The organism is Martinezella rhizogenes (genome assembly GCF_007002745.1).
Lineage (GTDB): Bacteria > Pseudomonadota > Alphaproteobacteria > Rhizobiales > Rhizobiaceae > Agrobacterium > Agrobacterium cucumeris.
Window position 1 is genome coordinate 166765 of the sequence record NZ_SGNY01000004.1, and the last position, 26339, is coordinate 193103.

Here is a 26339-nt window from a genome sequence, read left to right on the forward strand (position 1 = left end):
TCAGCCGCCGTATTTCGTAGCCGTAATATAGACCTGACCCACCCGCGTCGGAATGATCGCATAAACAGGCGCATAGACATCCATATTGTTCGACTTGGCGAACCAGATCTCCATCGAGATGGATTTCAGATATTCGATATCCTTGCGCCCCTGCCGGTAGCCCGACTTCGGTACGTAACGCGCCTTGCAGACGATGGCATCACCGTTAAAACCGTTGGTCTTGAACGGCTTGGTGCCGCTGGAGCTCAAAACGAGGTCGAGTCGCGATTCGCCGTCATAGATCGGCAGGCGCGTCGGGCAGATGCGGCCGCCTGAGGGAATGATCAGACCGGAAATCGGATCGAGAACCGAGCGCAGGTCGCGGTCCTTCACGTCAACCCAGTTGTCCGGCCGGGCCTTGGGTTCGGGTTTCACCGTCGTCGAGGTGACATTGCCGTTGCGATAGACGACGTCATAGGTGCGTACCCGCTTGCCGTCCTTGTAGACCAGCGAATATTCGTTCGCCTGCAGCCGGTGGCCGCGCTTGGCGCCGGAAACCGTTGTCTTGCCGGAAATGTCCTTGAGGATGCTGGCAAGGCCGGCGGCGCTGAAGGAACCGGAGATCGAATAATTCGGTCCATCCATGCGAGTCGAAAAACTTGCCCGTGCAATCGGTAAAATGCCCAGATTGATGCTGTATTCGCTAGTGTGGCGTGCTTCGGCGGCGAGCGAGGGGGAGACGCCCGCAAACGCCATCGTCACGGCCATGAAAATGCTTTTTCCTCTGGCAATCATTTCGATATCACCTTAAAAGAGGCGCGGAAGCGGCCTTATCGGGCGATGATATACGCTGACTTGTGGCAATAAAAAAGCGGACGACGGTTGAAAACGCCGGAATTTCCTTTCATTTGATCGCGAGCGGCTTGACTGTTAAGTCTCGTCTGACTATAGAACCGCAACTTTCCAATCATGGCCAGTTGGATTGCCACCCCGGTTTTGCCGGTGGCGAGCCAGTGGTGAAACAGACGAAACGAAATAGGTGTACCCATGTCCCGTGTATGCGAATTGACCGGCAAGGGCGTCCAGACGGGCAACAACGTCAGCCACGCCAACAACAAGACCAAGCGCCGGTTCCTTCCGAACCTCTGCCAGGTCACGTTGATCTCCGATGCTCTCGGCCAGCGCTTCCGCCTGCGTGTTTCCGCAGCAGCTCTGCGCTCCGTTGAACACCGTGGCGGCCTCGATGCTTTCCTTCTGAAGTCCGGCGAAAACGAACTGAGCATGCGCGCTCGTCTCCTGCGCCGCCAGATCGCCAAGAAGACGGCCGAAGCTGCTTAATAGCGGTTTCGACATCATCGATATTCAGAGGGCTTGAATGGCTTTTGCCGCTCAAGCCTTTTGTTTTATTTCAGTTCAGCTCCAACTGGTGGCATCACCCAGGATAAAAAAATGCTGACCCTGCGCTATACGCTGATCTACATTCTCCTGATGACACTGGTGGTCGTCGCCTCCAATATTCTGGTTCAGTATCCGCTTTCCGGATCGCTGTTCGGCGTCAATCTCGGCGATCTGTTGACCTGGGGTGCCTTTACCTATCCGGTCGCCTTCCTCGTCACCGATCTGACAAACCGCCAGTTTGGGCCCTCCATCGCACGCCGCGTCGTGCTTGCGGGCTTTGTCGTCGGCGTTACGCTGTCGTTCTGGACATCCATCCCGCGTATCGCTGTCGCTTCCGGCACCGCCTATCTCATCGGCCAGCTGCTCGATATTTCGGTCTTCAACCGCCTGCGCCGCCAGCGCTGGTGGCATGCGCCACTTGCCGGCTCGATGCTGGGTTCCGTGCTGGATACGGCGCTGTTCTTCTCCATCGCCTTTGCTGCAAGCTTCGCCTTCATCGGCCCCAACGATGCCTTCGCCATCGAAAACGCGCCCATACTTGGCGTACTTACACTTGAGGCGCCACGCTGGATCTCCTGGGCGCTGGGCGATCTTTCGGTAAAAATTCTCGTCGGCCTCGTCATGTTGCTGCCTTACGGCGCGCTGATGAATACGCTGAAGCCGATGCCGGGCGCGGTCAAACCAAGCTGACATTATCCGCCAGCCGCGTTTGAAGCTGTGCAAGGCGTGGATCAAATCGCGCTTGCAAACCCACGGGCGGCGTTGCAATCTGCCGTCCGTGGCAAGGCTCGGAGGCGGATCGGCATGCAGATCAAGGATGTTATCGACATTGTGGATGCGACAAGCGCCACGCTTTCAGGCTCCAGCTTTGACGACGTCAATCTGTCGGGAACGGCCTTCAACAATGTCAATCTGGCCGGCACACGTTTCAACGACATCAATTTTTCCGGTGCCTCGTTTACGGACAGCAACATGTCCGGCTGGTCGATCGATGACGTCAATTTTACCGGACTGAAGCTGAGCAACACGAACCTGTCCGGCGCGCAGATAACGGCATGCCGAATGACCGGCATGAAGATCGACGGCATTCCGGTCGAGGATCTCCTCGCTGCCTACAAGGCGGTACAGGAAAAGGCCTGATATTCACTCCACCAGCTTGAATTCCAGCATCAGGTTGCGCTGGAGGAACGAGTGGTTGTCATCAGACACGATGATGAGGCGCGTCGAGCCATCCGGCCCCTTCACCACATCCATGCCTTCCATATTGTCGATCTGGTAGGCCATGCCCGCTTCCATGAGGGTTTCGCCATCCACCACGGCACCCGGCCGGATATCGGCCCCGCGGATGCGGCGGATGCGCATGCCGACGCCTTCGGCGAAATTGAAGCGCCGTTCAAGAAGCAGCAGATCGCCGTTCGGCAGGAAAGCGCCATCAGTCACATCGAATGACGGATGATGGGTGACAGCGAATGTACCCTTCAGCGGGCCTTCCAATATGGCCGCAAGCAGATTGCCGTCCGCATCGATACTCTTTTCAGCCACCACGACAAGAGCGCCAGCGAGCGGCGAACTGGCCGGCGAAACCGCCAGGGCCTCCATGCCGCCATTATGGCGCAGTTCATTATTGGGGATGAGATGTGGCAGGCGGCTGAGTGGCTTTGCTGTTGCAAAACCCGGATCCGGATAGATATCGATCCTGTGCCGCTGCTCGTAGCTGACGAACACCTGGCCGTCGCGCAGCGCCAGCCCTTCCGCATCCATTTCCATCTTGCGCGGCGGTTCGCGGCCACTCATGTCCAGCATGGGGGTGATGCGGACATCGGCAAGCCCGGACAACGCGCCGGCAGCACCACGCGTAATCCTGCCCGTCAGCCAGTGGCCAGTATCCAGCACCGCGATAAATTCCTCACCATCGGGGCGGAAGCGGATGGAGGATATCGCTCCGAACAGCTTTTCCGGGGCGCTCATCACCATGCCGCCGATAAATTCCAGCCTGCCGAACCGTTTTGCGCTGGTGCCGACTTCGAACCCCGACAGCAGGCGAACGCTCACCGGTACATCGATGGTCGATGCGCCGATGGGAATGGGAAACAGCGAAGCCGCCGCAAGCACAGCAGCGACCGCCAGAGACTTGCAGGAAAAGGCCACCCGGCCCCGCTTATCCGGCACGGCGGACCCTGCGGGACGAACCGGAGGCGCTGCTCGTATCTTCGAAGAGAGCAGCAAGCTGCTCGGTCATCGCACCGGCAAGCTCATCCGCATCAACGATGGTCACGGCGCGGCGGTAATAACGGGTCACGTCATGGCCGATACCGATTGCCAGCAGTTCCACCGGCGAACGCGTCTCGATCTGCTCGATGACCGCGCGCAGGTGCCGCTCCAGATAGTTGCCCGGATTAACCGACAGGGTCGAATCATCCACCGGCGCGCCGTCGGAGATCATCATCATGATCTTGCGTTGCTCGGGGCGGCCGATCAGGCGGTTATGCGCCCACATCAGCGCTTCCCCGTCGATATTTTCCTTCAGAAGTCCTTCGCGCATCATCAGGCCGAGATTGCGCCGGGCGCGCCGCCACGGGGCATCCGCCGACTTGTAGATGATGTGGCGCAGATCATTGAGGCGACCCGGCGAAGCGGGCTTGCCATTGGCGAGCCACTGTTCGCGCGATTGCCCGCCCTTCCACGCCTTGGTGGTGAAGCCGAGAATTTCGACCTTCACGCCCGAACGTTCCAGCGTGCGCGCCAGAATGTCGGCGCAGGTGGCTGCGACCGTGATCGGACGGCCGCGCATCGAGCCGGAATTGTCGATGACCAGCGAAACCACGGTATCGCGGAATTTGGTGTCGCGTTCCTTCTTGAAGGAGAGCGGCTGCATGGGATCGATGATGAGCCGGACGAGGCGCGCCGGATCTAGATAACCCTCTTCCAGATCGAAATCCCAGGAGCGGTTCTGCTGCGCCATCAGGCGGCGCTGCAGACGGTTCGCCAGGCGCCCGACCGCACCCTGAAGATGCGCGAGCTGCTTGTCGAGAAAGGCGCGCAGCCGGTCAAGCTCGGCCTCGTCACACAGTTCCTCGGCGCGGATTTCCTCGTCGAATTCCTCGGTGAAGATGCGGTAGTCGACCTTCTCGTTAAAATCATCGAAGGGGCTGTTGGGGCGGCGGGTCTCACCGGGCGTTTCGGAGTCCTCGTCGAGATCGTCGGACATTTCTTCGTCCGACATCTCGGCGCCGTCCATCTCGCCTTCTTCCATTTCCTCCTGCGAGGCCTCGTTTTCATCGGCGGGCGTCGCATCGGAGCCGGCCTCTTCCTCGACCTGCTCTTCCTCGGTCTCGTTGGTGCGCGGCTGGTCCTCGTTGGATTCCGCTTCCTGGCTTTCCGGCTCGTTATCCTCGTCGCCGAAATCTTCCGCCATCTGCATGGAGGTCAACATCTTGCGCACCAGCCGCGAGAACGCCTTCTGGTCGGTAATGACGCGGGAAAGGTCGTTGAGGTCGCCTGCGGCCTTGTCTTCGATGAAGTCGCGCCAGAGATCGAGAACCTTGCCGGCGCTCGCGGGCGGCTTTTCGCCTGTCAGTTTCTCGCGCACCAGAAGCGCCACCGCCTCGGCGAGCGGTGCGTCATCCTTATTGTTGATGCCGGAGAAATTGGCCTTGGCATATTTTTCCGTATTCATGGCCTTTATATTGGAGGCCATGCCCGGCATGCGCAGCGCGCCGATGGATTCCACCCGCGCCTGTTCGACGGCATCGAAAACCAGCTGCGCTTCGGCGCCATGCGGCGACATCATCGCATGCGTGTCCGCATCGTGACAGGCGAGACGCAGCGCCATGGAATCGCCGAGACCACGCGTGATGGCGATCTCCTGCGCAGTGGGTTTCTTGGAAATTTCCGGCAGGCGCATGCGCTCACCGGCAAGGCCCGGCCGCTCATTGGCGAAGACGACCTCGACCTCGGCATCACCGGCAACGGATCGCACGCATCCGGCAATCGCCTGACGCAACGGCTCCGTATCGACCGCCGTACCCGGTTTCGCTCTGGAATTGTCGCCGCGCCCTGCCATTGTCTTTCCTGTCAGTTGCCGACGCCTGCGGCCCACCCATCAGAGGATGCGCAGCCGCCGGCGTCTTCAAGTCATCGGTGATCTTCTCCGGAAAACCGGGGATGATCAGGCGCTGAGAACGATGTTCGCGGCGCTTTCTTTGAGCTCAACGCCAAAGGCACGCTGATACTGCTCGGCTACCAGGGTACGCTCAAGCTCGTCACACTTGTTGAGGAAGGTCACACGGAAGGCAAAGGCGAGATCGCCGAAGATTTCCGCATTTTCCGCCCAGGTGATGACGGTACGCGGGCTCATCACCGTGGAAAGGTCGCCATTAACAAAGGCCGAACGGGTCAGATCCGCCACGCGCACCATCTTGGAGACGGTTTCGCGACCCTTCGGATTGTCGAGGCTCTTCACCTTGGCGGCAATGATGTTCACTTCCTGCTCATGCGGCAGGTAGTTCAGCGTGGTGACGATGGACCAGCGGTCCATCTGCGCCTGGTTGATCTGCTGCGTGCCGTGGTAGAGGCCGGTCGTATCACCAAGGCCGACCGTGTTGGCGGTCGCGAAAATGCGGAAGGCGGGGTGAGGACGGATGACACGGCTCTGGTCGAGCAGGGTCAGGCGGCCGGAGGATTCCAGTACGCGCTGGATGACGAACATCACGTCCGGGCGGCCGGCATCATATTCATCGAAGACCAGCGCGACATTGTGCTGGTAGGCCCAGGGCAGAATGCCGTCCTTGAATTCGGTAACCTGCTTGCCGTCCTTCAGGACGATGGCGTCCTTGCCGACGAGATCGATACGGCTGACATGGCTGTCGAGGTTGACGCGCACGCAGGGCCAGTTGAGGCGGGCAGCCACCTGCTCGATATGGGTGGACTTGCCGGTGCCGTGGAAACCGGAAACCATGACACGTCGGTTGTGAGCAAAACCGGCTAGGATCGCGAGGGTCGTATCGCGGTCGAAAAGATAGTCGGGATCGAGGTCCGGCACATAGGCGTCGCCCTGGGAATAGGCGGGAACCCGCAGATCCGTATCAATGCCGAAAACCTCCCGCACGGACACAGTCGTGTCGGGCAGGTTGGAAATATCAAGGTCGATTTTGCTCATCACGTCTCCAAGGCGGGCGGCAGCCACCCGGCCACATCATCAATCAGGCGGTAAACACGTAAGTTGGCTTAGCAGAAACCTGACTGCTTTAACAATTGATATGCTTGAACAACAGCCCGAAAACGTTCTTCCGAACCACGATCGCCACCATTAGCATCAGGATGGTGCTTTTTGACAAGCTCCTTATAGCGCCTTTTTATCTCTTCCTGCTTCGCACTGGCAGAAAGACCGAGCGTATCGAAGGCTTTCGCCTCCAGCGTCTTCAGCTTGCGGTCCTGCTGCATGCGCTGTCCACCGGCCTTTGCCCCGCCCGCAAAACCGCCGGCGAAGCCGAAGGGATCGCGAATGCGGGCATTGCCGCTGGCGGTGCCGGATCGAAGTGTGGAATGCAAAGGGCTGTCGCGCGCCGTCTTGTTGACGCCCACCGTCCAGGTCGGACGGTGACCGGTGATCGCCTCCTTCTGGTAACGGGCGATCTCGCCGTCTGAGAGGCCGGAGAAGTAATTATAGCCCTTGTTGTATTCTTTCACATGCTCAAAACAGAACAGGAAGAATTGCCCCTCGGCATTGCGGCCGACAGGTGCGCGGTGAACGCCCGGTTTATCGCATCCGTCCCACTGGCAGGTAGGAGCCTGAACCTCAGGTTCCCGCTCCCTTTTCCGGCGCGTGCGGATGCGGTCGAAATATTTCGAATCCAGTTTCATGATGCCCTGATTATGGAGTGCGAAAAGCCGCACAACAAGAATTGACAAAGCGGAATGTTGCTGGCTTTTAGGTAACCCCCTTCAAGACCAGCCAACAGGAATGGAGCCCTTCGCATGTCCCTGCGAGAACGTATAGAAACGAAGCTCCGTGAGAGCTTTTCACCAGAGCGCCTGAAAGTCGTCGATGAAAGCCAGATGCATGCGGGCCACCAGCCGGATATAACCGGCACGGGCGAGACACATATGCGTGTTCAGATAGTGTCGGAAAGCTTCTCCGGCAAGTCTCGCGTCGAACGCCACCGGGCGATCAATGCCGTTTTGAAGCCCGAGCTCGACGCGGGCCTGCATGCGCTCGCGATCGAGGTGGCGGCACCGGGGGAAACGGTGCGGTTTTAATTGGGGCTGCCATTAAGACCGAGAGCAAGCCCCCTCCATCCGGCCCTTCGGGCCACCTTCTCCCCGGCCGGGGAGAAGAAACCGTGCGGCAGCGCTTTGCTAAAACGTTGACCTCAGTGTCGATGTACAAATGTATCGGTATGGCATTGTTCCAACGGCTTGTTCTTCTCCCCGGCCGGGGAGAAGTGTCGGAGCGAAGCGAGGCGATGAGGGGGGCCTCACCGTACTCCTCGGTGCCAGCTCACCCCGGATGCTTCTCCGACAGGAACGACTGCACCTCCGACGACGCCACATCATCCGCCACAAAAGACTGGCCAATGCCGTGGGTGAGGATGAAGGTGAGCTTGCCGCCCTTGACCTTCTTGTCCTGTGCGATTGCCGTCATCAGCGTCTCGACCGGCGGCAATTCGCCCGGAATATCCTTCATCTTTGTCGGCAGGCCGACCGCCTTCAGGTGGGCTTCGACGCGCGCCGCATCATCAGGGCTTGCGAGGTTGAGACGGGCGGAGAACTGGTGCGCCAGCACCATGCCGATCGCCACACCTTCACCGTGCACCAACCGCTTGCTGTCGTAATTGGTCGCCGCCTCCAGCGCATGGCCGAATGTGTGGCCGAGGTTCAAAAGGGCGCGCACGCCGTTTTCCTTCTCGTCGGCCACAACAACATCGGCTTTGGCCTGGCAGCTTGTGGCAATCGCCTCTATGCGGGCGGGGCCGCCGGTGCGAATTTCATCCCAGTTCTTTTCGAGCCAGAAGAAGAAATCCGGCTTGTCGATCAGCCCGTATTTAACCACTTCGGCATAACCGGCGCGGAACTCTCGCGGGCTCAGCGTATCGAGCACCGCCGTATCCGCCAGCACCAGATCCGGCTGGTGGAAAACGCCGATGAGGTTCTTGCCGTGGCGGCTGTTGATGCCGGTCTTGCCGCCAACCGAGGAATCAACCTGCGCCAGAAGCGAGGTCGGTATCTGCACGAAGCGCACACCACGGCGCACGATGCCGGCTGCAAAACCCGCGAGATCACCGATCACGCCGCCACCGAGTGCGATGACCGCATCGTTGCGTTCCACGCGCGCGGAGAGAACCGCATCGCAGACGGTGACCAGATGTTCGAAGCTCTTGGTCTTTTCACCGGCTGGCAGGGTCAGCGACACCGCCTCGATACCATCAGTCTGCAGGCCGTCCATCAGGCCTTCGAGATAAAGCGGCGCAACATGTTCATCGGTGATGATCGCCGCACGCCGGCCCTTCAGACGCGCCGAAATCTCACCGCCCGCCCTGCCGATCAGTCCCGGCCCGATCAGAATATCATAGGCGCGCTCACCGAGCGGCACATGGACAAGGCGTTCGTCGGCATGGATTTCGGAAGGCGTCATGGTGGTCAGTCTTTCTGTTCGATGCCGGCGATGGCGGCCAGCACTTCAGTCACGATGATTTCCTTGCGGACGTCACGGGATTCGATGGTGAGATCCGCTCCGGCATAGATCGGGTAACGTTTCTCCATCAGCGCCGCCAGCGTGGCCTTGGGGTTTTCGGTCTTGAGAAGCGGACGATGATCGCGCTTGTTGACTCTTTCCCACAAAACCTCAAGATCGGCCTTCAACCACAGCGAAATGCTGCCGCGCGTGATGTGACGCCGGGTATTGTCGTTGATGAACGCGCCGCCGCCGGTGGAGATGACCTTGGGACCGCCGCGCAGAAGCCGCTTGATGACCCGTGTTTCCAGCGCCCGGAACTCTTCCTCACCATAGGTGGCGAAAAGTTCCGATATCGTCATGCGCGAAACGCGCTCGATTTCCACATCCGTATCGATGAACTGGACCTTGAGCTGCTGGGCAACCATGCGACCTATCGCAGACTTTCCAGCCCCCATCAGCCCGACAAAGACGATGTTGCGCCTCCCGAGCTTTGCCCGTGCTTGCTCCCCGAGTGTTGCCGGGACGGATAAATTCGTTTCATTCATAAATTTGAAAGCCCGTTTGGCATGGATATCTGCAAATGTTTACGAAGCGTCAAGCCAAATTGCTGACTGAATGGCGTTGAATCACAATCATCGCCGCATGCGGCACGGGGCGAAAGCCGGCTTTTTGATCTTGCCGCCGCTTTCGCCGCACCGCATATAAGTTCGACCGCCACCTTCACGGAGCCGCCATGCCCACCCTCTTCCGCTTCACGATGATATTGGCGACCATCGCGGGGCTGATCTATGGCGGCATGGTGCTGCTTGTCATGGTCGTGAAACCACGCGACCGCGAGGTGACCGTGCGCATTCCTTCCGAACGCCTGAACCCACCGGCGGCAGAACCGGCAAGGCGCACTCCATGAACGCACTGGCGGGAGGGCGCGACGGCGCACGGCTTGAAAGTTTTCTGGAAATGATGAGCGCCGAGCGGGGCGCTGCCGCCAACACGCTTTCCTCTTACGAACACGACCTTTCGGATCTGCGTGAATTTCTGGCCGGCCGGGGTCAGTCCTTGGTCGAGGCGGCCACGCCAGACCTGTCCGCTTATCTTACCCATCTTTCCACCCAGGGCTTTGCCGCCACCTCGCAGGCGCGACGCTTGTCATCGATGCGGCAGTTCTATCGTTTCCTCTATTCGGAAGGACTGCGCGGCGACGATCCGACCGGCATAATCGACGCCCCTAAAAAGGGTCTCAGCCTGCCGAAGACGATGAGCGTTGCCGATGTGACCAAACTTCTCCGCATCGCGGCTGAGGAGGCGGCCACCGCCGGTCCCGGCCAGCTTGCCCGCATTCGCATGCATCTGCTGCTTGAATTGCTTTATGCCACCGGCATGCGCGTCAGCGAGCTCGTCTCCCTGCCCGTCAAGGTGCTGCGCCAGGAGGGCCGCTTCCTGATGATCCGGGGCAAGGGCAACAAGGACCGCATGGTGCTTCTGTCCCGCGCCGCGATCGAAGCCATGGAAAAATACGACGCCGCCAGAAAGGCGCTCGCGCCGGAGAAGGCCAAGGCGCAAAAAAAAGCCGAAGCACCGGAAAGCCCATGGCTGTTTCCTTCGAGCAGCAAGGAAGGTCATCTGCCAAGGCAGGTCTTCGCCCGCGACCTCAAAGATATTGCCATTCGCGCCGGCCTTACCCCTTCGGCGGTGTCACCGCATGTCCTGCGTCATGCCTTTGCCAGCCACCTCCTGCAGAACGGCGCAGACCTGCGCGCCGTGCAGGAGCTTCTCGGCCATTCCGACATTTCCACGACACAAATCTATACGCATGTGCTGGAAGAACGCTTGCAAGAACTGGTACAAACACATCACCCCCTTGCCAAACAGGGCAAAAACCTTGATTAGAGCGACCGGAACCGCCGGATAATCCGGTCAAACCTTGCGCAAAACGATCGGAAACGGATCTCATGCACAATTATCTCGACTTCGAAAAACCTATCTCGGACCTTGAAGGCAAGATCATCGAGCTGAAGAAGCTTGCCGATGAAGACGAGAGCATAGACACCTCGGAGGAGATCAACCGTCTGGAATCGCGCGTCAACGACGCGATGCAGGACATCTATTCCAAGCTGAACGCCTGGCAGAAAACGCAGGTCGCGCGTCACCCGCAGCGTCCGCATTTCGTCGATTACGCCAAGGCGCTGTTCACCGATTTCACGCCGCTTGCCGGCGACCGCAAATTTTCCGAAGACGCCGCCATTCAGGCGGGCCTTGCCCGCTTCAACGGCCAGCCCGTCGCCATCATCGGCCAGGAAAAGGGTAACGACACCAAAAGCCGCCTGAAGCATAATTTCGGCAGTGCACGTCCGGAAGGTTACCGCAAGGCGATCCGCGTGCTCGAACTGGCTGACCGTTTCTCGCTGCCGGTCGTCACCCTCATCGATACCGCAGGCGCCTATCCCGGCGTTGGCGCCGAAGAACGCGGCCAGGCAGAGGCCATCGCCCGCTCGACGGAAATGTGCCTTAACGTCAAGGTGCCGATCGTTTCCGTCGTCATCGGCGAAGGTGGTTCGGGTGGCGCTATCGCCATCGCCACCGGCAACCGCGTTTATATGCTCGAGCATTCGATCTATTCGGTGATTTCACCGGAAGGTGCTGCCTCCATTCTCTGGCGTGATTCGACCCGCGCCAAGGAAGCCGCAACCAACATGAAGATCACGTCCGAAGACTTAAAGTCGCTCGGCGTTATCGACGGCATCATCCCCGAACCGATCGGCGGGGCGCATCGCGCTCCGGAGACCGTGATCAACGCGACAGGTGACGTGATCGCCAAGGCTCTGGCCGATCTTTCACAGCGTTCGGGTACGCAGCTGCGTGCCGAGCGTCGCCAGAAATTCCTGGATATCGGCCGGAACCTTTAAAGCATTTCCAGTAAAAGTGCGTAGCGGTTTTACGTCCGGAAAATGCGTACAAAGAGAGAGTTAGATTTTTTGGCGGTTCGAAGAAACGCCAAAATGATCAAACTCCCGGCCTCATTTTCCTTGAATATCGCCCCAACTCGGCCATAGTCCGGTCACATCAACAGATGTATCGGCGGCCGCGGGGGCGGATCCGATTTGAGTTAAGAAGATGTAAACGGTTAATACCGTATTTAAAATACACGCGGGACGGTGTAGAACTTCGCCGCCCGTGCCATCGTCTTTCGGATCAGATCATGCGTTTGACACATTTTGCCCTGCTCGCCTGCACCGCGCTCGTTCTTACCGGTTGCAACGATACGCTCGAAACCGTCGAACGCGACGTTTCCCACGTCAAGAACAAGGTCGATTACCCGTTGTCTCCGTCCATTCTGGCCGAGATCGACAAAAGGGGCATGGATCGCACTTCGCCGATCATGATCCGCATCTTCAAGGAAGAAGGTGCGCTGGAAATCTGGAAAGCCAGGCGCGACAACCGTTTCGAGAAGATCGCCGGCTACGAGATTTGCGCATGGTCCGGCAAACTCGGCCCGAAGGTGAAGGAAGGCGACCGGCAGGCGCCGGAAGGTTTCTACAACCTGACACCTGCGCATCTCAATCCGAACTCGAAATATTATCTCGCCATCAATACCGGCTTCCCGAACCGTTACGATGCCGCCAATGGCCGCAACGGCACCAATCTGATGATCCATGGCGCCTGTTCATCCTCAGGCTGTTATTCGATGACGGATGCGCAGATTCTTGAAATCTACGGTTTCGCACGCGACGCCTTCAAGGGTGGCCAGAAGACCGTGCAGCTGCAGGCCTTTCCCTTCCGCATGACAGCGGAAAACATGGCCCGCCACCGCCAGAGCGAACATCTCGAATTCTGGAAGATGCTGAAGGTCGGTTACGACAATTTCGAAGTCACCAAGCGCCCGCCGGAGGTGAATGTCTGCGAGAAGAAATATGTCTTCAACCAGCAGACGGCAGGCGGCAGCTTCAACGCCTCCGCGCAGTGCCCGGGCATGAGCACGCCGCCCGCACTGGTCAGCGCGCTTTCAAGTTACGAAAAGACCTATGATCTCGCCTATGAAAAGGCGATGAAGAAATATGACGGCATGGCCTGGTACGACCCGAGCGAGGCGGAGCGCAAGGCGCTGGTCGCCGAAAAGCGCAAGGGACGCGAACCCGCCTATGCCCCGACCGGCTCGGCACTGAAGGCCGGCAAGCTGATGAAGGAAACGGAATTTGCCGCGCTGATGGAAAAGAAGGCGCAGCAGGTGACGTCGTCCTCCCCGGCGACCGCAGCCACCGCCTCATCCCTGCGTGGCCCACGCACCTCGACGCCCCAGCCAACCGCCCCACAGTCGAACCCGGCGCCTGCGGCCCCGACCATGGTTGCGACAGCCACCCCCGCGCCTTCGGCCAACGACCAGAGCGGTGCGGCCGCACAGGGCATCCCGGTTCCAGCCCTCAACCCGCTCGCCTATTCCGCACCGGCACCGGAAGCGCCGGAGAAGAAGCCCTTCTGGAAGTTCTGGGCCAAGGAATGAGCGACACGGCCGAAGTGATTTACGATTTGAGGGGGCTTAAATGCCCCCTTCCGGTTTTAAGAAGCCGCAAGAAGCTTGCTGCGCTGAAAGCGGGCGATGTTTTGACTGTCGAGACGACGGACCCGCTGGCTGTCATCGATATTGCGCATATGTGCAATGAGGATGGGCATAGTCTGGTTGAGACCGTGGCAGTGGGTAAGGGACATCGGTTTCGGATTGTGAAGGGGGCGTAGAGCGCTCGCTGCGGAGGTTACCCCCCTCTGTCCTCCCGGACATCTCCCCCTCAAGGGGGGAGATCAGGTGAGGCACTCGTTCATTCCTTCGCAATGTTGGTCATTGCGGTCTTAGCCACAGGTAAAAATATTGGGAGCAAGCCGCTTGTCGATCTCCCCCCTTGAGGGGGAGATGTCCGGCAGGACAGAGGGGGGTGCCGGCTGCCGCAGACTTTCGCCACTCACCTCAAAACCGCATCCCCGAAATCGCCAGCGGATTATCCGTCATCGCCTGCCTGTCCGGACGATCGATACCCGGCGCGCCGGTAAATGCGGCAAACAGGTCCTGTACGAAAGCCTCCGGCAAGTCCTTGGTGATCAGCACCATGCGCGTGCGCTGATCAGACGGGTCAGGCCAGGCAGCAAGGCGCTCCGGCCTGTGGAAAATGTTCTGCACCCCATGCAGCACCAGCGGCCGGTCCGGATTGTCCGAGAGCTTGACGACGGCCTTCATGCGCAACAGCTTTTCACCATGCGCCGAGCGCAGCAGATCCACAAACATATCGATCGCCATCGGCTCGATCGGCTTGTCATGAATGATCGAGAAGGAACGGATCGACGCATCGTGCCGGTTCACATCGTGATGGTGATGGCCATGGTCGCCATGGTGATGGTGGTGGTGGTGGTCGTGCCCGTGGTCCTGGTCGTGGTCGTGGTCGTGGTCGTGATGATCATGGGCCGCCTCTTCGCCCAGCCAGCGGCCAACATCGGCATTTTTGCTGCCGGCATCATAAAGACCGTTGTCGAGAAGCGCCGAGGCACTCCAGTCGGGCTTGTCGCCATCCTCGATCGTTGCGCGCGGGTTGAGCGTCTGCAGGCGCGCCGTCAGTGCAGCAATTGTGGAAACGTCGGCGAGCGCTCGCTTGGTCATCACCAACCGGTCGGCAACGGCCGCCTGCTTCACGGCTTCTTCGTGATTGTCGAGCGTGGAGAGGCCGTTCACGGCATCCACCACCGTAATCATGCCGTTGAGCACGAAATTCTGCGCGATCACCGGATTGCCCATGATCGATTGCATGACCGGGGCAGGATCGGCAAGGCCGGTGGTCTCGATCACCACCCGCTTCACCGGCTTCAGCTTGCCGGTCTGGACACCATCCATCAGCTCTGCCAGCGTATCCACCAGTTCCCCGCGCACCGTGCAGCAGAGGCAGCCTTCCGCCAGTTCGATGATGCCCTCGCCGGCACTTTCAACCAGCATATGATCAATGCTGACATCACCAAATTCATTGATGATGATTGCGGCGTCGCTCATCTCGGGGTCCTTGAGGAGCCGGTTGAGCAGCGTCGATTTTCCGGCGCCGAGAAATCCGGTGATGATGGAGACCGGTATACGCTCGCGAGACATGCCTTGCCTGTATGTTGAGGGCCGCTCCGGCAGATCGTTGAACGATGTTCGAGCCGGAACCGCGCGATAAAACAGAAATCGCCCAATGCTTGAGGTCATGGGCGAGACTGTAATATCATAACAGATCAGAGCTGCGAATAGCCAATCCGCGGGCGCAGTCGCCCTTCATCACTGAAGAGCGATCAAGCCAATCAGAATGTCGGGCGTGGGATCGGGATCGGCACGTTGGCCAGTTCGCCCTTGGCCGCAGATCCCTTGGTCGTGTTGACAGCCACGGTCTCGCTGCCCGGGATAAGACCGGCGAAGGAATATTCCGGCGGGCGGGTCATCTCCGTCACATAGGGCGAATGGATGACCATGCGGCCGGCTTCATCGCGGCCCTCGCTACGCACCTTTGCAGCCTTCGGATTGCAGATTTCGGCGCTGACATCGTTTACATCGCCTGTATCACCATAGGGCGCCAGCGAAGCAAGCGAAACGCCCTGCCCGGAAGGCGCCGTCAGCCCCATCTGCAGCAGATCAGCAGACTGGTCGGTTCGTCCGGCAAGGCTGTCCGCGCCCAGCACCACGGTGATGACGGAGCGGCCATTGCGCACGGCAGAGGACACCTGGTTAAAACCGGAGGCACAGATGAAGCCGGTCTTCATGCCGTCAGCGCCATCAAAGCGGCCGACCAGCATATTGAAGTTGGCATAATTCTTCTTGCCGGTGGTGACGCCTTCCAGCGAGAAATAGTGGGCGTATTCCGGGAATTCGCGCTTGATGATCAGCGCCAGCAGCGCCAGATCCCGCGCGGTCGTATATTGCCCCTTGCCGGGCAGGCCGTTGGCGTTCACGTAATGGGTGGAGCTCATGCCCAGCCGCTGCGCCTGTGCATTCATCTGCGCCACGAAATTATCGGACGTGCCACCGATCGTCTCGGCAATCGCCACGGCAATATCATTGGCGGATTTGATCAGCAGCAGCTTCAGCGCGCTGTCCATCGTCAGCTTCTGGCCGGGCTTGAAATACATTTTCGAGGCCGGCTGGTCGGCGGCCTTCTTGCTCATCACCACTTCCGTCTGCGGGCTGAGCTTGCCGGCCTTCATCTGCGAAAAGGCGATATAGGCGGTCATCAGCTTGGTCAGCGACGCCGGATACCACTTGCGGAAGGCTTCCTGATGGGAAATCACCTTGCCGGTTTTAACATCCACCACCATTTTCGGATTGGCATTGGCCACGGGTGCTGCGGCAACGAGGCCTGCGGTCATGATGGCAACGGCTGCGGAGAGCCGCCGGGCGGCGTTTGGCGATTTAACTGTCTGTGGCAAGGCTTGTCCTCGAATTCCCGTCTTCGGTCGGGGAATGGCAATATTCACCATATATGTCCTAGCAATGGCAAAGTACATTGATTACGTCAATTATGCGGCGCACTATCCACCACGGAGGATGGCTTTTACCACACGCCGCACCGATGAACCCAGGAATGAACGAAATGCCGATTTTGAACAGAGCCGCCGAACTTCAACAGGAAGTCAGCGAATGGCGGCGTCACCTGCACGAAAATCCCGAGATTTTGTATGATGTCGACAACACCGCGGCCTTCGTTGCGGACAAGCTGAAATCTTTTGGCGTTGACGAAATCGTGACCGGTCTCGGCCGCACGGGTGTGGTCGGCATCATCAGGGGCAATCTTGCCGGTGAACGCACCATCGGCTTTCGCGCGGATATGGACGCCTTGCCCATTTTCGAGGAAACCGGCAAGCCCTGGGCATCGAAAACAGCGGGCGCGATGCATGCCTGCGGCCATGACGGCCATACCGCCATGCTGCTCGGCGCAGCCAAATATCTCACCGAGACCCGCAACTTCGCGGGCTCGATCGCCGTCATCTTCCAGCCCGCCGAAGAAGGTGGCGCTGGCGCGCTCGCCATGGTCGAGGACGGCTTGATGGAGCGTTTCGGCATTAACGAGGTCTATGGCATGCACAACATGCCGGGCATTCCTCTCGGCGCCTTCGCCATCCGCAAGGGCGGCATCATGGCGGCACCGGACAAGTTCTCCATCACGGTCAAGGGCCGGGGCGGCCATGCGGCACAGCCGCACCGCACCATCGACCCCATCACCATCGGCGCACAGATCGTCGGCAACCTGCAGATGATCGCCTCGCGCAATGCCGATCCGATCCGTTCGGTCGTCGTGTCCGTCACCCGCTTTCACGCCGGCTCCAGCCACAACATCATCCCCAACGAGGCGCTGATTGCCGGCACGGTGCGCAGCCTCGACGAAACGGTGCGCGATCTCGCGCAGGAGCGCATCAAGCAGATGGCGGAAGGCATAGCCCTTGCCAATGGCGCAGAAGCCGAAGTCGTCTATGAGCGTTATTGCCCGGTGACCTTCAACCACGCCGCCGAGACCGACCACGCCATCCGCGTCGCCCGCGATGTGGCGGGAGACCACAATGTCGATCCCGATGTCGATCCCTCCATGGCCGGCGAAGATTTTTCCTTCATGCTGAAGGAAAGGCCGGGCGCCTTCATCTTCCTCGGCAATGGCGATTCGGCCGGGCTTCATAATCCCGGCTACGATTTTAACGACGAGGCCATCGCCTACGGCATTTCCTACTGGGTGAAGCTGGCTGAACAGCGTCTCACGAGCTGATTGCCGGCGAGCGCAAAGAAAGCCGAGGAACAGATCAACCGCGATGAAGAACGCGGTTGATCCGCAGGCATCGTCAGGTTAAAGAGCAATTCAGTGTCCACGTAGCTCAGCAGGATAGAGCACAGGATTCCTAGTTGATAATTGGGGGCTGCGGTCCGAAAGGCTGTAGTCGATCTGCTCAAATTCGGGGAACGCTTAGCTGGGCTTCCAGCATGCCAATCCCGAGCCAAGCTTCAGGCGAAAGCCTGTTGAAGGTGTAGAGACTGGTAGGGCAGCGCCTAAAGGCCGCAAGGTCCATGGTGAAGGGACAGTCCAGACCACGAACGCCCTGCCTATTTTCGGCGGGACGGCGGTTAAAGCCGAAGTGGTATGAATCCTGGGGTCGGAGGTTCGAATCCTCTCGTGGACACCATTTTTTCCTGAAATTTACCTTCTAAAAACAAGGTGGGATAAACCTGCCGTTCCATCCGGCTTCTGCGTCTCTCTGGGATATGCTTCACAAATATGTAAGGGCAAGAAAAGGGTGAGAGTGGCAATTTGCCCTTTGTCTTTTTAAGACTTTTGAAAAATCATTTCATTGAAGCTGCCACTCTCCTCTATTATTCACCTTCACCGCTTCAAAACATAGAGACGTACATCGTTGATACCTTTGTTTAAATTCAAATAATTCGACAATCTTATTCAGTTTCTCATTCCTGATTTCGCATCTATACCATCATTATTTACAAAATTCGCACAACAAAACACGCGGAAGTTGACATGAGGAGGAGAATCAACCCTATTGCTGGAAGTCTTATGTTTTAGGGGGGAGACAATGCAAAGAACATTTTTTGCGTTCGCCATTATTGGCACGCTCACTGCTTGCGAGAGTAATGGAGTGATAGTTCCCCCAAGCCCCTTTATTGGGAAAACAGCAGCACAGCAGGCACTGGATGGCTCCGCACAAAATATTGCACTCGTTAGCCCTAAAAAACTTCTACCCGGACGCATCTATAAAATAGCGGACAACGATTTCAGAGAAATTTGTGGGAAAGATATCGAGCAACAAAACAAGTTGAAGGTATTGTCTCCCATCAAAGTCGAAGAAAGCTCAGAGACCATTGCGGATCGTCCGAGGGATATCGAGATCGAAGTTTTGGGCCAATCGCTCGCGACGTACAACAGCATCAAGGTAAAGGGCTACAAGACCTATGATGTCCGCGACGGCAATAGCCCTGTGGACGCTTCCTATATCTTGGCCAATGTAAAACGAGGCAAAGACAGTTGTTTTGACGCTGTGTTGCCGCGCAACAAGCCCTATCTGGTTGTTGACCAAGTCGCCGTCGGAAATGAGATCGAAACTTGGTATAAAAGAGGTTTCGGCGCCAGCGTGAGTTTTGGTCCGCTAAAAGCAGGCTTCAAGCCAAAGGACGAAAAAACCGGGACAAGGAGCGAGCGGGTATTCGGCGCTACTGGTACTCTGGTGCGTTAACCGAATTGAGGCATCATTCCCTGCTATCCGCTGCAACAACACAGGCGACGCCTACATCTGGAATCCGAATAGCCGAAACCCTTCGAACAGGTTTGGCCTATTCGAAGGGTGAGTTTCTCGGCGCAAGCCAGTAACCGGTTGCGCGCCTACACCGCCACCGGCGTGATCCAGCGCGGATCGGCGCTTTCGGCACTGTCCACAACCGCTTCCACAAAGGCCACACCCTTCAGCCCGTCATAGGCAAGCGGAATGTTGCGGCCGATGGCATCAGGCTCTCGGCCCGCCTTGCGGGCACGGATGGTTTCCGCGAAACCGGCATAGAGGTTGGCGAAGGCCTCCAAATATCCCTCCGGGTGGCCGGGCGGAGTGCGGGTTCGAACCTTCGCATCTTCGGAAAGATCATCCGCGCCCCGCTTGATGGTCTGCACACGCCCGTTAAGCGGCGTATAGACGAGTTCGTTCGGCTGTTCCTGAAACCATTGCAGGGAGCCGGCCGCGCCGAAAATCCGCAGACGCACGCCGTTGGAATTGCCGAGCGCCACCTGCGACGACCACAGGAGCCCCCGTGCGCCGCCCTCATAACGCATCATCACATGGGCATTGTCATCCAGCGCCCGCCCCAGCACGAAAGTGGCGAGATCGGCGGTGAGCGACTGCAGTTTCAGCCCGGTCACGAAGCCAGCCAGATGATAGGCATGGGTGCCGATATCGCCGATGGAGCCGCCGCGGCCGTTCTTCTTCGGGTCGGTGCGCCATGCCGCCTGGGCATTGCCCTGCTGTTCGATGGCCGTCGCCATCCATTCCAGCGGATATTCCACCTGCACGGTGCGAACCTCGCCGATCTCACCCGCCGCGACGCGCGCACGCGCTTCATGCACCATCGGATAGCCGGAATAGGTGTAGGTCACCCCAACGAAGCGGCCGCTTTCCCGCGACAGTTTTTCCAGCGCAATGGCGTCTTCCAGCGTCGCGGTCAGCGGTTTTTCGCAGATCACGTCGAAACCTGCCTCGATCAGCGCCTTCGCGATCGGATAGTGGGTGAAATTCGGTGTGCAGATTGCAACCGCATCGACACGATCCTCGCGGGCAGCCTCGCCGGTAATCAGCTCCTGATAGCTGCCATAGCCGCGGGCCGGGTCAAGCCCTTCATTGATCGCAAAGGCACGGCCCCTTTCGGGATCGGCATCGAAGGATCCGGCCACAAGCACCCATTTGCCGTCAAGGCGTGCGGCAAGACGATGGATATTGCCGATATAGGCCCCCTGACCGCCACCGATCATACCCAGACGAAGTGGTCTTTCGATAGTCATTATTCCTCCAGCCCCAGCATGGCGCGGTTGGCATTGCGGTTCGCACCGGATTTGACGAAATCGTCAAAGGCACGGTCCGAAACACGGATGATGTGATCGGCGATGAAACGCGCACCTTCCGACGCCCCGTCTTCCGGGTTTTTGACGAAACATTCCCATTCCAGCACCGCCCAGCCATCAAAGCCGTAGGTGGTGAGCTTGGTGAAGATCGCCCCGAAATCGACCTGCCCGTCGCCGGGGCTGCGGAAGCGGCCGGCCCTTTTGGACCAGGGCTGATAACCGCCATAGGCGCCCGATTTTCCGTCTGGACGAAACTCGGCATCCTTGACGTGGAAGGTTTTTATCCGCTCGTGGTAATGGTCGATGAAGGCGAGATAATCTATTCCCTGCAGAACCAGATGCGAGGGATCATACATCAGGTTCGCCCGGGGATGCTCCTTGACCTTGTCGAGAAACATCTCCCAGCTGTGGCCGTCATGCAGGTCTTCGCTGGGATGGATTTCATAGCAGACATCCACACCATGGGCGTCGAAATCATCGAGAATCGGCGTCCAGCGGCGGGCAAGCTCGTCAAAGCCTTCCTCCACCAGCCCTTCCGGCCATTGCGGATAGGGATAAAGATAGGGCCATAAAAGCGCCCCGGGAAAAGTCACATGGCGGTCGATGCCGAGACGCTTTGAGGCGCGGGCGGCAAAGCGCAGCTGTTCCTCGGCCCATGCCCGACGCTTTGCGGGATTGCCACGCACATGTTCCGGCGCAAAACTGTCCATGATCGCGTCATGGGCAGGGTGCACCGCCACAAGCTGCCCGGTGATGTGGGAGGCGAGTTCGGTGATCTCCAGCCCGTGCTCGCCGAGCATGCCCTTCAGATCATCACAATAGGCATCGCTTTCCGCCGCCTGTTTCATATCGATCAGGCGCGTATCCCAGGTGGGAATCTGCACGCCCTTGAAGCCCTTGGCCGCGGCCCACGCCGCCAACGAGGCAAGCGAATTATAGGGCGCATCATCGGCCGCGAACTGCGCCAGAAAGACACCCGGCCCCTTGATGGTCCGCATCATCTTATTCCTCCAGCTTTTTCGCCGGCACCGGCGCGTCGTCGTAACCGCCATAGACCGACTGATCGAAGGGGATAACCGCGCCCGTCATCATGCCGCTGTCGTCGGAGGACATCCAAAGGATGGCGCGGGCCACTTCGAGCGGATCGAGGATGCGCCCGAACGGCTTGGCCGCCGCCGCACGGTCGATGAAATCGGGATCGCCGGTCTCGGAAAGGACAAGCTTGCGCTCGTGATCGGAATTCATCCAGCCGATATCGAGCTGGTTCACATGGATACGGTGGCGCATCAGCGAAAAGCCGGCATGGCGGGTGACGGTGGCAAGCGCGCCCTTGGACGCCGCATAGGGCGCAAGGAAAGGCTGGCCTGTCAGACCCGACATTGATCCGACATTAACGACCCGACCCTCGATACCCTCGCGGATCATCACCTTTGCCGCATCCTGAATGAGAAAGAATGGCGCACGCGTGTTAACCGCGAACATCTGGTCGAAAAGCTCGGGCGTCGTGTTGAGCATATTGCCGCGATCCGTCAGGCCCGCCGCGTTAACGAGGATATCGACCCGACCGAAGCGTTTGTCCGTCGCCGGAATGATGCTGCGGACATCATCGATATCGCCGAGATCGGCCGCCACCATCTCAACCGGCACGCCGGATTTCTGCGTGATGGCATCCGCGACCGCCTGTCCTTTTTCCACACCGCGCCCGACAATGACGATCCCCGCCGCGCCCGCCTGCGCAAACACCTGCGCAACCGCTGCGCCCAGACCCTGGGTTCCGCCGGTAATAACGGCGATTTTTCCTTCAATACGGTTCATTTCACGACCTCATATCCAGCGGCGTCCATCACGCGCAGCAATTCCCTGTGCCCCTTGCGGGCCATGTCCAGCGGCGGGTTCCTGACCGGGTCCTGCTCTGCCTCGACCACGAACCAGCCCTCGTAACCTTTCGACGCCAGCGCCTTGACGATCGCCCCGAAATCCAGGCTGCCATCACCCGGCACGGTAAAGGCGCCCTTGATGACGGCATCGAGGAAACTCTCCCGGCTCCTGTCCAGCCCGTCGACAACCTCACGCCGGATATCCTTGGTGTGGACATGGGTAACGCGTGCATGGTGGTTTTCGATGACACGCATGATATCGCCGCCCGCAAAGGCCATGTGCCCGGCATCAAACAGCAGGGGCACGGAGGAGTGCTTCATGAAGAGATCAAGTTCCGGCTCGGTCTCCACCACGGCCGCCATATGGTGATGATAGGAAATCGGCATGCCCTTCGCCGCGCACCAGTCGGCAAAGTCGGACATCCTGCGGCCATAGGCCGCCATGCCGGTCTCGTCGAGCCTTGGCTTCGTGGCAAGTGGTGCGGAGCGCACGCCCTGAATGGAGCGCGCCGTTTCACCATAAACGATGTAGGGCGCGCCGGCGGCGATGAAGAATTCCATCTGCTGCGCGATGCGGTCTTTCTCCACCTCGATGTCACCATCCAGCAGCAGGCCGGAAAACCAGCCGCCGCACACCGATATGCCGTAGCGGTCGAGGATCGGCCCGAGCTCCGCCATATCCATCGGAAACCGACGCCCGGTCTCCATACCGGTAAAGCCGGCTTCGCTTGCCTGCCGCAGGCATTCCTGAAGGCTCACATCATCGGAAAGCTCGGCAAGATCATCATTCCACCAGGCAATCGGCGCGATACCAAGTCTTGCTTTCATCTCAAACCCCCACTCGCTGTGCCTTGCGGATGTTTTCCTGCGCGGCGCGGGCGGCACGCACGGTCTCGAAACTGGAGACGGAGGGAACACCGACATCCCAGTCGGCGTCGCCCGGCACCCATTTCCAGGCATCGGAAACAATGGAGATGACGGTCACGCCATCATTGCCCTGCGCCCAGATCATCGCGTCTTCAAGATCGGCAAGGCTTTCGGCCCTGCGCGCATGGGCGCCCATGGCTTCCGCATGTTTGACGAAATCGACATGCAGCGGATTTTCCCTGTCCCTGACGCGGCAATCTGCCAGCAGATTGTTGAAGCCGGGAACGCCCTTGGCCTGCTGCAGACGGTTGATGACGGCGTAGCCGCCATTATCGCAGACCACCACGATCATCCGGTGCCCGGTAAGCGCGGCTGAATAAATATCAGAGTTCATCATCATGTAGGTGCCGTCCCCCAGCATGACGATTGGAACGCCGCCGGCACCGCCCGGCCCTTCCTGCGCCATGGAGCAGCCCCAGCCGGCAGCGATTTCATAACCCATGCAGGAAAATCCGAATTCGCAATCGAACGTATTCGGGTTCTTGACCCGCCAGCCCTTGGTCACTTCACCCGGCGTTCCACCCGCCGCCGCAATCAGCGTATCTTCGGGCCGCGCAACCCGGTTCAGCACGCCAACCACCTGCGCATAGGACGGAACCGGCGCATTGGTGATGCGCTGGTGTTCGTCGAGCAGATTATCCCATTCGGCAAACAGCGTTTTGGCCCGCTGCATGTGGGTGGCATCGGCCTTGTAGGCTCCGAGCGCGTGGTCTAGATCGTCGATTGTCTCGAGCGCATCGCCGACCACGGAAAGCGCCCGGTGTTTCACCGCATCAAAGCGGGCGGCGTTAACGGAAATGAACTGCGCATCGCGGGAGAAAGCCGTCCAGGAACCCGTGGTGAAATCCTGAAGCCGGGTACCGATCGCCAGCACGACATCCGCATCCTTGGCCAGCGCATTCGCCGAGGTTGATCCGACGATGCCGATCGGCCCGGCATGGACCGGATGGTGATGGGTGAGCGCGCCCTTGCCGGCGATGGTTTCGACAACGGGAATGCCGCGCTTTGCAGCAAAATCGGCAAGGCGCTCTTCCGCCAGCGAGTAACGCACGCCACCGCCGGAAATGATGAGCGGACGTTTCGCCTGCGCCAGCAGCCGGGCGGCGGCCGCCACAGCGTCACGGTCAGGACGCGGCCGAGGAATTTTCCAGACTTTCGGTTCAAAGAAGACCGCCGGATAATCGAAAGCGATTTCCTGCGTATCCTGCGCAAGACCGATAAAGGCCGGGCCGCAATCGGCCGGATCGAGCATGGTGGCGACCGCCTGCGGCAGCGATTGCAGCAATTGCTCCGGCAGCACGATCCTGTCCCAGTAACGCACCACGGATTTGAACGCGTCATTGACGGTCAGTGTCGGATCGCCGAAATGCTCGACCTGCTGCAGAACCGGGTCCGGCAGGCGGCTTGCGAAGGTATCGCCCGCAATGAGGAGAACGGGCAGCCGGTTGGCCATGGCGACGCCGGCGGCCGTCACCATGTTCAGCGCCCCCGGCCCGATCGAAGTCGCAGCGACCATGATCTGCCTGCGCCGCTTTGCCTTGGCAAAGCCGATTGCGGCAAGCGCCATGGATTGTTCATTCTGCCCGCGCCAGGTCGGCAACTGGTCCTGCACCGTCTCCAGAGCTTCGGAAAGGCATGTGACATTGCCGTGCCCGAAAATGGCGAACACGCCCGCGAACAGGGGAACGCGCTCTCCGTCGATCTCGGTAAACTGGTTGCACAGGTAACGTACTAGCGCCTGGGCCATGGTCAGGCGTAAGGTCTTCGCGGTCATCTCGCCTCCTCCTGCGGATGGTTGTTGATATGTTTTTGGAATACATATTGACAAATTCTGTACTTTGCAATGATTATTGCCAAATACCTCGGGAGGAAAATTTCAATGCTGAGAATTGCAGTGCTTGGCGTGGGCCGTATCGGCCGCATGCATGCGGAAAACATCGTCGCTCATCCACGCGCGACATTGGCTGGTATCTTTGATGTATACGAGCCCTCGGCGAAAGAAATTGCCGAAAAGCTTGATGTGACACGATTTGAGTCGGCCGAGGCGGTTTTTGCCTCGCCTGAGGTCGACGCCGTGCTGATCGCCACCTCAACGCCCACCCATGCGGATCTGCTGGAAAAGGCGGTTGCCGCCGGAAAACCGGTGCTTTGCGAAAAGCCCATCGATCTCTCCCTCGACCGCGTCAACGCCTGTGCAACAAAAATTGCCGGCAGCGATGTACCGATCATGCTCGGCTTCGTCCGGCGTTTTGACAGCGGACACCGCGCCGTGCGTGAGGCCGTCGAAAACGGAACGATAGGCGATCTGCATCAGGTCGTCATCACCTCGCGCGACCCCGGCATGGCGCCCGCCGCCTATATCGAAATGTCGGGCGGCATTTTCCGCGACATGACGATCCATGATTTCGACATGGCCCGCTTCATTCTGGGTGAAGAGATCAGCCAAGTCTCGGCCACCGGTTCGCGGCTGGTCGATCCGGCGCTGATGGAAAAATGCGACGATTACGACACCGTGACCGTGGTGCTGAAAACCGCTTCGGGCAAACAATGCACGATCAGCAATTCGCGCCGCGCGGTTTATGGCTACGATCAGCGGGTGGAAGCTTTCGGAAGTGCCGGCATGGCGATTTCCGAAAACCGGACGCTCAATCACCTGCGCCTCCACACCGAAAGCGGCACCGATCGTGCAGCACCGCTGATGAACTTCTTCATCGATCGTTATGCCGATGCTTTCGCAGCGGAAATCAGCGCCTTCGTTGATGCGGTGGAACAGGGCAAGGCAGCGGAAGTCGGCTTCGAAGACGGCCGGCTGGCATTGCTTCTGGCCGAAGCGGCGATCCGCTCTGTCGCCGAGGGGCGCACCGTCAACACAAGCGAGATCGGGTAAGC

Annotated in this window: 26 protein-coding genes; 12 read left to right on the forward strand and 14 right to left on the reverse strand. The window is 59.2% G+C overall.

From position 1 onward, the window contains the following. Entirely contained in the window at nucleotides 1–774 is a 774-nt protein-coding gene (locus tag EXN68_RS13995; RefSeq protein WP_046799841.1) for a DUF3108 domain-containing protein, read from the reverse strand. A gap of 252 nt (nucleotides 775–1026) precedes the next feature. Here EXN68_RS13995 and rpmB point away from each other — a divergent pair, with 252 nt between their 5' ends. The 3 genes from rpmB (at nucleotide 1027) to EXN68_RS14010 (ending at nucleotide 2517) form a co-directional block, all read left to right on the forward strand. Continuing rightward, entirely contained in the window at nucleotides 1027–1317 is a 291-nt protein-coding gene (gene rpmB / locus EXN68_RS14000) for a 50S ribosomal protein L28 (protein WP_003509888.1), read from the forward strand. Nucleotides 1318–1428: 111 nt separating this feature from the next. Further along, entirely contained in the window at nucleotides 1429–2067 is a 639-nt protein-coding gene (locus EXN68_RS14005) for a queuosine precursor transporter (protein ID WP_142841498.1), read from the forward strand. A 114-nt stretch (nucleotides 2068–2181) separates the two neighbouring features. Continuing rightward, nucleotides 2182–2517 (forward strand): pentapeptide repeat-containing protein, encoded by a 336-nt coding sequence (locus tag EXN68_RS14010; protein ID WP_142841499.1) that lies wholly within the window; start codon nucleotides 2182–2184, stop codon nucleotides 2515–2517. Nucleotides 2518–2520: 3 nt separating this feature from the next. On the opposite strand, the gene EXN68_RS14015 is transcribed toward EXN68_RS14010, so the two are convergent. From EXN68_RS14015 to EXN68_RS14030, 4 genes are all read right to left on the reverse strand, one after another. After that, nucleotides 2521–3546 (reverse strand): esterase-like activity of phytase family protein, encoded by a 1026-nt coding sequence (locus tag EXN68_RS14015; RefSeq protein WP_142841500.1) that lies wholly within the window; start codon nucleotides 3544–3546, stop codon nucleotides 2521–2523. After that, the gene (cobT, locus tag EXN68_RS14020; protein ID WP_142841501.1) at nucleotides 3536–5440 is read right to left on the reverse strand and encodes a cobaltochelatase subunit CobT; all 1905 of its coding nucleotides are present in this window, start codon (nucleotides 5438–5440) and stop codon (nucleotides 3536–3538) included. The genes EXN68_RS14015 and cobT overlap by 11 nt, the downstream gene beginning before the upstream one ends. Before the next feature lie 105 nt (nucleotides 5441–5545). Beyond that, the gene (gene cobS, locus EXN68_RS14025) at nucleotides 5546–6535 is read right to left on the reverse strand and encodes a cobaltochelatase subunit CobS (protein ID WP_003509875.1); all 990 of its coding nucleotides are present in this window, start codon (nucleotides 6533–6535) and stop codon (nucleotides 5546–5548) included. Nucleotides 6536–6603: 68 nt separating this feature from the next. Then, nucleotides 6604–7239 (reverse strand): J domain-containing protein, encoded by a 636-nt coding sequence (locus tag EXN68_RS14030; RefSeq protein ID WP_142841502.1) that lies wholly within the window; start codon nucleotides 7237–7239, stop codon nucleotides 6604–6606. 114 nt (nucleotides 7240–7353) lie between these two features. Between EXN68_RS14030 and EXN68_RS14035 the strand changes: the two genes are divergently transcribed. Further along, nucleotides 7354–7635: a BolA family protein gene (locus tag EXN68_RS14035; protein ID WP_046799846.1), complete on the forward strand. Its 282-nt coding sequence runs from the start codon at nucleotides 7354–7356 to the stop codon at nucleotides 7633–7635. A 241-nt stretch (nucleotides 7636–7876) separates the two neighbouring features. Here EXN68_RS14035 and aroB read toward each other — a convergent pair whose 3' ends face one another. Both aroB and EXN68_RS14045 read right to left on the reverse strand, forming a co-directional pair. Further along, nucleotides 7877–9010: a 3-dehydroquinate synthase gene (gene aroB / locus EXN68_RS14040; RefSeq protein WP_142841503.1), complete on the reverse strand. Its 1134-nt coding sequence runs from the start codon at nucleotides 9008–9010 to the stop codon at nucleotides 7877–7879. 5 nt (nucleotides 9011–9015) lie between these two features. Beyond that, a complete protein-coding gene (locus tag EXN68_RS14045) occupies nucleotides 9016–9597 on the reverse strand; it encodes a shikimate kinase (protein WP_046799848.1) in 582 nt (193 codons plus the stop codon). 188 nt (nucleotides 9598–9785) lie between these two features. Between EXN68_RS14045 and EXN68_RS14055 the strand changes: the two genes are divergently transcribed. The 5 genes from EXN68_RS14055 to EXN68_RS14075 all read left to right on the forward strand — a co-directional run bounded on the left by EXN68_RS14055 (nucleotide 9786) and on the right by EXN68_RS14075 (nucleotide 13780). After that, entirely contained in the window at nucleotides 9786–9959 is a 174-nt protein-coding gene (locus EXN68_RS14055) for a hypothetical protein (RefSeq protein WP_052819510.1), read from the forward strand. After that, entirely contained in the window at nucleotides 9956–10939 is a 984-nt protein-coding gene (gene xerD, locus EXN68_RS14060; RefSeq protein WP_142841504.1) for a site-specific tyrosine recombinase XerD, read from the forward strand. Before EXN68_RS14055 ends, xerD begins: the two co-directional genes overlap by 4 nt. Nucleotides 10940–11001: 62 nt before the next feature. Then, on the forward strand, nucleotides 11002–11955 hold the full coding sequence (locus tag EXN68_RS14065) for an acetyl-CoA carboxylase carboxyltransferase subunit alpha (RefSeq protein WP_142841505.1): 954 nt from the start codon (nucleotides 11002–11004) through the stop codon (nucleotides 11953–11955). 293 nt (nucleotides 11956–12248) lie between these two features. After that, the gene (locus EXN68_RS14070) at nucleotides 12249–13547 is read left to right on the forward strand and encodes a L,D-transpeptidase family protein (protein WP_142841506.1); all 1299 of its coding nucleotides are present in this window, start codon (nucleotides 12249–12251) and stop codon (nucleotides 13545–13547) included. After that, nucleotides 13544–13780 (forward strand): sulfurtransferase TusA family protein, encoded by a 237-nt coding sequence (locus EXN68_RS14075; protein ID WP_142841507.1) that lies wholly within the window; start codon nucleotides 13544–13546, stop codon nucleotides 13778–13780. The genes EXN68_RS14070 and EXN68_RS14075 overlap by 4 nt, the downstream gene beginning before the upstream one ends. A 226-nt stretch (nucleotides 13781–14006) precedes the next feature. Here the strand turns inward: EXN68_RS14075 and EXN68_RS14085 are convergent, their stop codons facing one another. Together EXN68_RS14085 and EXN68_RS14090 are read right to left on the reverse strand one after the other, a co-directional pair. Continuing rightward, the gene (locus EXN68_RS14085; RefSeq protein ID WP_142841508.1) at nucleotides 14007–15167 is read right to left on the reverse strand and encodes a CobW family GTP-binding protein; all 1161 of its coding nucleotides are present in this window, start codon (nucleotides 15165–15167) and stop codon (nucleotides 14007–14009) included. Between the two features lie 191 nt (nucleotides 15168–15358). Then, nucleotides 15359–16417 carry a D-alanyl-D-alanine carboxypeptidase family protein gene (locus tag EXN68_RS14090; RefSeq protein WP_161991358.1) on the reverse strand — a complete coding sequence of 353 codons (1059 nt, stop codon included), beginning with the start codon at nucleotides 16415–16417 and terminating at the stop codon, nucleotides 15359–15361. Between the two features lie 224 nt (nucleotides 16418–16641). On the opposite strand from EXN68_RS14090, the gene EXN68_RS14095 reads away from it, so the two are divergent. Further along, on the forward strand, nucleotides 16642–17805 hold the full coding sequence (locus EXN68_RS14095; RefSeq protein ID WP_142841510.1) for a M20 aminoacylase family protein: 1164 nt from the start codon (nucleotides 16642–16644) through the stop codon (nucleotides 17803–17805). Nucleotides 17806–18619: 814 nt separating this feature from the next. Further along, nucleotides 18620–19276 (forward strand): hypothetical protein, encoded by a 657-nt coding sequence (locus tag EXN68_RS14100; RefSeq protein WP_142841511.1) that lies wholly within the window; start codon nucleotides 18620–18622, stop codon nucleotides 19274–19276. A 146-nt stretch (nucleotides 19277–19422) separates the two neighbouring features. Here EXN68_RS14100 and EXN68_RS14105 read toward each other — a convergent pair whose 3' ends face one another. The 5 genes from EXN68_RS14105 to iolD are packed head-to-tail and all read right to left on the reverse strand — an operon-like array spanning nucleotide 19423 to nucleotide 25224. Beyond that, nucleotides 19423–20586, reverse strand: coding sequence for a Gfo/Idh/MocA family protein (locus tag EXN68_RS14105; protein WP_237681409.1), 1164 nt, complete (start codon nucleotides 20584–20586; stop codon nucleotides 19423–19425). Continuing rightward, nucleotides 20586–21644 carry a sugar phosphate isomerase/epimerase family protein gene (locus tag EXN68_RS14110; RefSeq protein WP_142841763.1) on the reverse strand — a complete coding sequence of 353 codons (1059 nt, stop codon included), beginning with the start codon at nucleotides 21642–21644 and terminating at the stop codon, nucleotides 20586–20588. The genes EXN68_RS14105 and EXN68_RS14110 overlap by 1 nt, the downstream gene beginning before the upstream one ends. Nucleotides 21645–21648: 4 nt before the next feature. Continuing rightward, nucleotides 21649–22461: an SDR family oxidoreductase gene (locus EXN68_RS14115; protein ID WP_142841512.1), complete on the reverse strand. Its 813-nt coding sequence runs from the start codon at nucleotides 22459–22461 to the stop codon at nucleotides 21649–21651. Next, nucleotides 22458–23351: a myo-inosose-2 dehydratase gene (gene iolE, locus EXN68_RS14120; RefSeq protein WP_142841513.1), complete on the reverse strand. Its 894-nt coding sequence runs from the start codon at nucleotides 23349–23351 to the stop codon at nucleotides 22458–22460. The genes EXN68_RS14115 and iolE overlap by 4 nt, the downstream gene beginning before the upstream one ends. Before the next feature lies 1 nt (nucleotide 23352). Beyond that, nucleotides 23353–25224, reverse strand: a complete 1872-nt coding sequence (gene iolD / locus EXN68_RS14125) for a 3D-(3,5/4)-trihydroxycyclohexane-1,2-dione acylhydrolase (decyclizing) (RefSeq protein WP_142841514.1) — start codon at nucleotides 25222–25224, stop codon at nucleotides 23353–23355. A 105-nt stretch (nucleotides 25225–25329) separates the two neighbouring features. Between iolD and iolG the strand changes: the two genes are divergently transcribed. Next, nucleotides 25330–26337, forward strand: a complete 1008-nt coding sequence (iolG, locus tag EXN68_RS14130) for an inositol 2-dehydrogenase (protein WP_142841515.1) — start codon at nucleotides 25330–25332, stop codon at nucleotides 26335–26337. Nucleotides 26338–26339: the final 2 nt, after the last annotated feature.

What these genes read in the sequence shown, in the direction of transcription:
- EXN68_RS13995 (WP_046799841.1), bottom strand. Translation starts at nt 774, where the DNA reads ATGATTGCCAGAGGAAAAAGCATTTTCATGGCCGTGACGATGGCGTTT.
- rpmB (WP_003509888.1), top strand. Translation starts at nt 1,027, where the DNA reads ATGTCCCGTGTATGCGAATTGACCGGCAAGGGCGTCCAGACGGGCAAC.
- EXN68_RS14005 (WP_142841498.1), top strand. Translation starts at nt 1,429, where the DNA reads ATGCTGACCCTGCGCTATACGCTGATCTACATTCTCCTGATGACACTG.
- EXN68_RS14010 (WP_142841499.1), top strand. Translation starts at nt 2,182, where the DNA reads ATGCAGATCAAGGATGTTATCGACATTGTGGATGCGACAAGCGCCACG.
- cobT (WP_142841501.1), bottom strand. Translation starts at nt 5,440, where the DNA reads ATGGCAGGGCGCGGCGACAATTCCAGAGCGAAACCGGGTACGGCGGTC.
- cobS (WP_003509875.1), bottom strand. Translation starts at nt 6,535, where the DNA reads ATGAGCAAAATCGACCTTGATATTTCCAACCTGCCCGACACGACTGTG.
- EXN68_RS14030 (WP_142841502.1), bottom strand. Translation starts at nt 7,239, where the DNA reads ATGAAACTGGATTCGAAATATTTCGACCGCATCCGCACGCGCCGGAAA.
- EXN68_RS14035 (WP_046799846.1), top strand. Translation starts at nt 7,354, where the DNA reads ATGTCCCTGCGAGAACGTATAGAAACGAAGCTCCGTGAGAGCTTTTCA.
- aroB (WP_142841503.1), bottom strand. Translation starts at nt 9,010, where the DNA reads ATGACGCCTTCCGAAATCCATGCCGACGAACGCCTTGTCCATGTGCCG.
- EXN68_RS14045 (WP_046799848.1), bottom strand. Translation starts at nt 9,597, where the DNA reads ATGAATGAAACGAATTTATCCGTCCCGGCAACACTCGGGGAGCAAGCA.
- EXN68_RS14055 (WP_052819510.1), top strand. Translation starts at nt 9,786, where the DNA reads ATGCCCACCCTCTTCCGCTTCACGATGATATTGGCGACCATCGCGGGG.
- xerD (WP_142841504.1), top strand. Translation starts at nt 9,956, where the DNA reads ATGAACGCACTGGCGGGAGGGCGCGACGGCGCACGGCTTGAAAGTTTT.
- EXN68_RS14065 (WP_142841505.1), top strand. Translation starts at nt 11,002, where the DNA reads ATGCACAATTATCTCGACTTCGAAAAACCTATCTCGGACCTTGAAGGC.
- EXN68_RS14070 (WP_142841506.1), top strand. Translation starts at nt 12,249, where the DNA reads ATGCGTTTGACACATTTTGCCCTGCTCGCCTGCACCGCGCTCGTTCTT.
- EXN68_RS14075 (WP_142841507.1), top strand. Translation starts at nt 13,544, where the DNA reads ATGAGCGACACGGCCGAAGTGATTTACGATTTGAGGGGGCTTAAATGC.
- EXN68_RS14085 (WP_142841508.1), bottom strand. Translation starts at nt 15,167, where the DNA reads ATGTCTCGCGAGCGTATACCGGTCTCCATCATCACCGGATTTCTCGGC.
- EXN68_RS14090 (WP_161991358.1), bottom strand. Translation starts at nt 16,417, where the DNA reads ATGACCGCAGGCCTCGTTGCCGCAGCACCCGTGGCCAATGCCAATCCG.
- EXN68_RS14095 (WP_142841510.1), top strand. Translation starts at nt 16,642, where the DNA reads ATGCCGATTTTGAACAGAGCCGCCGAACTTCAACAGGAAGTCAGCGAA.
- EXN68_RS14100 (WP_142841511.1), top strand. Translation starts at nt 18,620, where the DNA reads ATGCAAAGAACATTTTTTGCGTTCGCCATTATTGGCACGCTCACTGCT.
- EXN68_RS14105 (WP_237681409.1), bottom strand. Translation starts at nt 20,586, where the DNA reads ATGACTATCGAAAGACCACTTCGTCTGGGTATGATCGGTGGCGGTCAG.
- EXN68_RS14110 (WP_142841763.1), bottom strand. Translation starts at nt 21,644, where the DNA reads ATGCGGACCATCAAGGGGCCGGGTGTCTTTCTGGCGCAGTTCGCGGCC.
- EXN68_RS14115 (WP_142841512.1), bottom strand. Translation starts at nt 22,461, where the DNA reads ATGAACCGTATTGAAGGAAAAATCGCCGTTATTACCGGCGGAACCCAG.
- iolE (WP_142841513.1), bottom strand. Translation starts at nt 23,351, where the DNA reads ATGAAAGCAAGACTTGGTATCGCGCCGATTGCCTGGTGGAATGATGAT.
- iolD (WP_142841514.1), bottom strand. Translation starts at nt 25,224, where the DNA reads ATGACCGCGAAGACCTTACGCCTGACCATGGCCCAGGCGCTAGTACGT.
- iolG (WP_142841515.1), top strand. Translation starts at nt 25,330, where the DNA reads ATGCTGAGAATTGCAGTGCTTGGCGTGGGCCGTATCGGCCGCATGCAT.